The sequence below is a fragment of the Pseudomonas maioricensis genome (genome assembly GCF_022790535.1).
In the GTDB taxonomy this organism is placed as follows: domain Bacteria; phylum Pseudomonadota; class Gammaproteobacteria; order Pseudomonadales; family Pseudomonadaceae; genus Aquipseudomonas; species Aquipseudomonas maioricensis.
Window position 1 is genome coordinate 240,665 of the sequence record NZ_LOHG01000004.1, and the last position, 6,162, is coordinate 246,826.

Below are 6,162 nucleotides of genomic sequence, written 5' to 3' on the forward strand. Positions count from 1 at the left end.
GTTTCAGGATGCCGTGCATGCATCTGGATCGATCAGAGGGGAGACCCTGATGAATTACAACTGGGACTGGAGCGTTTTCTTCAAGTCCACTGGCGTTGGCAGCGAAACCTATCTGGACTGGTATATCTCAGGTCTGGGCTGGACTATCGCTATTGCTGTCGTCGCCTGGATCATCGCCTTGCTGCTGGGCTCCGTGCTTGGTGTCATGCGCACCGTGCCGAACCGTCTGGTTGCAGGCATCGCCACGGTTTACGTGGAAATCTTCCGTAATGTGCCGCTGCTGGTGCAGCTGTTCATCTGGTACTTCCTGGTACCGGACCTGCTGCCTGAAGGCTTGCAGGAGTGGTACAAGCAAGACCTGAATCCAACGACATCCGCGTTCCTCAGCGTGATCGTCTGCCTTGGCCTGTTCACCGCTGCCCGGGTTTGCGAGCAGGTGCGTACCGGTATTCAAGCGTTGCCGCGCGGTCAGGAATCTGCGGCGCGCGCCATGGGTTTCAGTCTGTCGCAGATTTACTGGAACGTACTGCTGCCACAGGCATACCGGATCATCATTCCGCCGCTCACCTCCGAATTCCTCAACGTGTTCAAGAACTCGTCGGTGGCGTCGTTGATCGGCCTGATGGAGTTGCTCGCGCAGACCAAACAGACCGCCGAGTTTTCCGCCAACCTGTTTGAAGCTTTCACTTTGGCGACGCTGATCTACTTCACCCTGAACATGAGCCTGATGTTGCTGATGCGTCTGGTCGAGAAGAAAGTCGCTGTGCCCGGACTGATTTCCCTGGGGGGCAAATAATGGATATGGACTTCTCTGGAGTCGTTCAGGCCATTCCCGGCATGTGGAACGGCATGGTCATGACCCTGCAACTGATGGTCATGGGCATCATCGGCGGTCTGGTGCTGGGTACCATTCTGGCCCTTATGCGCTTGTCGTCGAGCAAGCTGCTGGCCAACGTGGCCGGCGCTTACGTCAACTACTTCCGCTCCATTCCGCTGCTGCTGGTCATCACCTGGTTCTATCTGGCGGTGCCGTTCGTGCTGCGCTGGATCACCGGCGAAGACACGCCCATCGGTGCGTTCACCTCCTGCGTCATTGCATTCATGATGTTCGAGGCGGCCTACTTCTGCGAAATCGTCCGTGCCGGTGTGCAGTCGATTTCCAAGGGCCAGATGGGCGCAGCCCAGGCACTGGGCATGACCTATGGGCAAATGATGCGCCTGATCATCCTGCCTCAGGCCTTTCGCAAGATGACCCCTCTGCTGCTGCAACAAAGCATCATTCTGTTTCAGGACACCTCGCTGGTTTACACCGTAGGCCTGGTGGACTTCCTCAACGCCTCGCGGGCCAGTGGCGACATCATTGGCCGTGCCAATGAGTTCCTGATCATCGCCGGTCTGGTGTATTTCACGATCAGCTTTGCCGCCTCGTTGCTGGTGAAGCGTCTGCAAAAAAGGTTCGCCGTATGATTTCCATAAAAAACGTTAACAAGTGGTATGGCGACTTCCAGGTGCTGACTGATTGCAGCACCGAGGTCAAAAAAGGCGAAGTGGTCGTGGTCTGCGGCCCGTCCGGCTCCGGTAAATCGACCCTGATCAAATGCGTGAACGCCCTGGAACCGTTCCAGAAAGGCGACATCACCGTTGATGGCACGTCGATCGCCGATCCGAAAACCAACCTGCCGCAATTGCGCTCCCGGGTTGGCATGGTGTTCCAGCATTTCGAGCTGTTCCCGCACCTGAGCATCGTTGAAAACCTGACCATCGCGCAGATCAAAGTACTGGGCCGCAGCAAGGAAGAAGCCACCAAAAAAGGCTTGGCCTTGCTGGATCGCGTTGGTCTCTCCGCTCATGCCAACAAGCATCCGGGCCAACTGTCCGGTGGTCAGCAACAGCGTGTGGCGATTGCCCGCGCACTGGCCATGGACCCGATCGTCATGCTGTTCGACGAACCGACCTCGGCGCTTGATCCGGAGATGGTCAACGAAGTGCTCGACGTGATGGTGCAACTGGCTCACGAGGGCATGACCATGATGTGCGTGACCCACGAAATGGGCTTCGCCCGCAAAGTGGCCAATCGCGTGATCTTCATGGATCAGGGTCAGATCGTTGAAGACTGTGAAAAAGAAGAGTTCTTCGGTGACGTCAGTGCACGTTCAGAACGTGCGCAGCAGTTCCTCGCCAAAATTCTTCAGCATTAAGTGAGACTCGACAGCGGCCCGGCTCTTTTAAGAGTCGGCCGCTGTTCGGCTCAGGACGACTGTGATGAAATGCGACCCCAACCTTTATCGCGCCGCGCCGCCATCACTTGCCGTGAAACCCCGTCTGATCCGCCACCTGTTTCTGCCGCCACTGATTATCGTGCTGATGTTCGGCCTGGGATACGTCGCCTACCTGATCAGTGAGCATTACGGCATCCGGACCCTGAGCGAGAGCGGCGAACGCCAGCTTGAGCTGCACGCCCGCACCCTCGAAAGTGAAATCAACAAGTACACTTATTTGCCCAGCGTGCTGGAGCTGGAGTCCAGCGTCTCAGCCCTGCTCAACGACCCTACGCCCGAGCTGCGCAGCGAGGTCAACGACTACCTCGAAGGCCTGAATCGCCGCAGCCGTAGCCGCGCTATCTATGTGCTCGATACCTCTGGCCGCGTGTTAGCGACCAGCAACTGGCGCGATGCCGACAGTTATCTCGGCGAAGACCTGTCGTTCCGGGCCTATTTCCAGGATGCGGTACGTGGTCTGCCTGGACGCTTCTACGGTATCGGCAGTACCACCGGTGAGCCCGGTTACTACCTGGCGCACGGCCTGGAAGAGAAAGGCAAGATCGTCGGCGTCGCGGTGATCAAAGTCCAGCTGGAAGCGCTGGAGCAACGTTGGCAGCGTGCGCGACTTGAAGCGTTCGTCAGTGACGAGAACGGCATCATTATTCTCTCCAGCGACCCGGCCCGCCGCCTGAAGTCAGTCCGCCCGCTCACCCCTGAAATCAAAGAACGTCTGGCTCGAAGCCTGCAATATTACTGGTGGCCGCTCAACGAGCTGGTGCCGATAGAGCGTGAATTGCTCTCGGAAGGCGTGGAGAAGCTGACATTTCCGGCCAACGTCAGCGTCGACCTTGAACACAAACAGGTCAGCTATCTGGCCCAGACCCGCCAGCTCAGCGATACACCCTGGCACCTGACGCTGTTGACGCCACTCGAAGACCTGCGCCGTGAGGCCGGCAGCCAAGGCATGCTGGTAGCCGTAGCCTGCGCACTGGTTGCGTTTCTGCTGATTGCCTGGAATGAACGGCGCAAAGTCCTCTCAACCCGCCTCGCGGCGCGGGAAGCCCTGCAAGCTGCCAATGACGAACTGGAGCGCAAGATCGCCGAGCGCACTGAACACTTGCGCGCCAGCAACGAACGTCTCAAAGGGCAGATTCGCGAACGTCGGCAGGCTGAAGACACCTTGCGCAAGGCTCAGGACGAACTGGTTCAAGCGGGCAAGCTGGCGGCTATCGGGCAGATGTCGACCAGCATTGCCCATGAACTGAACCAGCCACTGGCGGCCTTGCGAACATTGTCCGGCAACACCGTACGCTTTCTTGAGCGCGGTGCACTGGATACCGCCAGCACCAACTTGCGCACCATCAACGATCTGGTCGACCGCATGGGCCGCATCACCGCCAGCCTGCGCGCTTTCGCCCGTCGTGGCGATGACAAGGGCCAGGCCAGACTCAGCAAAGCCGTCGATGCTGCGCTGCAGTTACTGACCCCTCGCCTGGAAAACTTTTCCCTTGAACTGCATCAGCAGTATGCCGACGCTGAACTGATGATCGACCAGACTCGCCTTGAGCAGATTCTGGTCAATCTGATTGGCAACGCGCTAGACGCTATGCACGCACAGCCCTTGCCGGAAATCTGGCTTGAAGGCTCGGTGATCGAAGGCCGTTATTGCTTGCGGGTTCGGGACAACGGGCACGGCATTGATGACGAGACACGCAAGCATCTGTTCGAACCGTTCTTCACCACCAAACCCGGCGAACAAGGTCTGGGGCTGGGCCTCACCCTTTCCGCCAGCCTCGCTGCGGCAACCGGTGGTAGCCTCAGCGCTGAACAGCCGGAGAGTGGCGGTACAGCGTTTGTGTTGTGGTTGCCGGTGGTGAAGGAAGTATGAGGACTTGTGGTAAGCCCCTTGTGGGAGCGACCGGGGTGGCGTTCCACCTTGCTCGCGATAAGGCTGGACGCGATCCAAAGTGAACCGCGTCCAGCCTTATCGCGAGCAAGGTGGAACGCCACCCCGGTCGCTCCCACAGAAGTGCATTCCAATCAAAAATTTTCGTCGCGCCTGATGAGACCTTCAAATGACCACTGACCTGACCGTACTCATCGTCGAAGACGACCCTCACGTTTTGCTCGGCTGTCAGCAAGCGTTGGCTCTGGAAGATATTCCCAGCGAAGGTGTGGGCAGTGCCGAGGAAGCGCTGGCGCGAATTGGCGATAACTTTGCCGGGATTGTGATCAGTGACATTCGTCTGCCGGGCATCGACGGCCTGGAATTGCTCAGCCGCCTCAAGGCCCGGGACCGGAGTCTGCCCGTGGTGCTGATCACAGGTCACGGCGATATCTCCATGGCGGTCAACGCCATGCGCGACGGTGCTTACGACTTCATGGAGAAGCCCTTCTCTCCCGAACGTCTGGTCGAAGTCACCCGTCGCGCCCTTGAACAAAGGGGCCTGGCGCGGGAAGTCTGGTCATTGCGCAAGCAACTGGCGGAACGCGACTCCCTTGAAGGCAAGATCATCGGGCGCTCGCCCGCCATGCAAAACCTGCGTGCCCTGATTGCTAACGTCGCCGACACGTCGGCCAACGTATTGATCGAAGGTGAAACCGGCACCGGTAAAGAACTGGTCGCGCGTTGCCTGCACGACTTCAGTCGCCGTCATCAGCAACAGTTCGTCGCGCTCAACTGCGGCGGCCTGCCGGAAACCCTGTTCGAAACCGAAATCTTCGGCCATGAATCCAATGCCTTTACCGGCGCAGGAAAGCGGCGCATCGGCAAGATCGAACACGCGCACAATGGCACGCTGTTTCTCGATGAAGTGGAAAGCATGCCGATCAGCCTGCAGATCAAGCTGCTGCGGGTTTTACAGGAGCGCACGCTGGAACGCCTGGGCTCCAATCAGAGTGTCGAAGTGGATTGCCGGGTGATTGCCGCAACCAAGTCAGACCTCGATGAGCAAAGCAAAGCCGGACAGTTTCGCAGCGACCTGTATTACCGACTGAACGTGGTCACGCTGGAACTGCCACCGTTGCGAGAGCGTCGTGAAGACATCCTGCAACTGTTCGAACACTTCCTTCAGCTGTCTGCGTTGCGTTTTGATCGCGAGCCACCGGTACTGGATCCGCAAACCTTATCCAGCCTGATGAGCCACGACTGGCCGGGCAACGTACGTGAACTGCGTAACGTCGCCGAGCGCTATGCCCTGGGTTTGCCCGCCTTCAAAAAAACCAACGCCAGCACTGAAGAAAGCCAGAGCCTGGGCTTTGCTGAGGCCGTGGAAGCCTTCGAAAAAAATCTGCTGACCGAGGCTCTGCAACGCAGCGGTGGCAACCTCAGCCAGGCCAGTCAGGAGCTGGGCATGGCTAAGACCACACTGTTTGATAAGGTCAAAAAGTATGGTCTTGGGTGAGAGTTTACGTTTGTTAGCCTACGCAACTGTAGGAGTGAGCTTGCTCGCGATTACGTAGGGCCAGCCAACAATATCATCGCCTGTTACACCGCGATCGCGAGCAAGCTCACTCCTACAGAGCATGCATAAGCCTAGGGAAGATATTCCGTGGACCTGTTCTTCAAAGCCCTGATCGGCGCCGCCGTCGTGGTCATCCTTGCCGCGCTGGCCAAGACCAAAAACTACTACATCGCAGGTCTGGTGCCGCTGTTCCCGACCTTTGCCCTGATTGCCCACTACATCGTTGGCAAGGGCCGCTCCCTGGACGACCTCAAGACCACCATCCTGTTTGGCATGTGGTCGATCATCCCCTACTTCGTTTATCTCGCGGCGCTTTACCTGTTGGTTGATCGCTGGCGGCTTGAGGTTTCCCTCGCATTGGCCGCCGTTGCGTGGCTGGTGGCGGCGACATTGCTGGTGACGTTGTGGGTAAGATTTCATGGCTAGCACGACAAACT

At 58.2% G+C, this 6,162-nt stretch carries 6 protein-coding genes; all 6 read left to right on the forward strand.

The window, feature by feature from the left end:
* Window positions 1-49: 49 nt before the first annotated feature.
* Entirely contained in the window at window positions 50-796 is a 747-nt protein-coding gene (locus AUC61_RS08490) for an amino acid ABC transporter permease (RefSeq protein ID WP_243245504.1), read from the forward strand.
* Complete coding sequence (locus AUC61_RS08495; RefSeq protein ID WP_049826995.1) at window positions 796-1,467, forward strand: amino acid ABC transporter permease; 672 nt, start codon at window positions 796-798, stop codon at window positions 1,465-1,467. Before AUC61_RS08490 ends, AUC61_RS08495 begins: the two co-directional genes overlap by 1 nt.
* Window positions 1,464-2,198: an amino acid ABC transporter ATP-binding protein gene (locus tag AUC61_RS08500; protein ID WP_122666050.1), complete on the forward strand. Its 735-nt coding sequence runs from the start codon at window positions 1,464-1,466 to the stop codon at window positions 2,196-2,198. Before AUC61_RS08495 ends, AUC61_RS08500 begins: the two co-directional genes overlap by 4 nt.
* A 64-nt stretch (window positions 2,199-2,262) precedes the next feature.
* Entirely contained in the window at window positions 2,263-4,149 is a 1,887-nt protein-coding gene (gene aauS, locus AUC61_RS08505) for a two-component sensor histidine kinase AauS (protein WP_243245505.1), read from the forward strand.
* A 187-nt stretch (window positions 4,150-4,336) separates the two neighbouring features.
* The gene (gene aauR, locus AUC61_RS08510) at window positions 4,337-5,665 is read left to right on the forward strand and encodes a two-component response regulator AauR (RefSeq protein ID WP_279290954.1); all 1,329 of its coding nucleotides are present in this window, start codon (window positions 4,337-4,339) and stop codon (window positions 5,663-5,665) included.
* Between the two features lie 147 nt (window positions 5,666-5,812).
* Entirely contained in the window at window positions 5,813-6,151 is a 339-nt protein-coding gene (locus AUC61_RS08515) for a GlpM family protein (protein ID WP_243245506.1), read from the forward strand.
* Window positions 6,152-6,162: the final 11 nt, after the last annotated feature.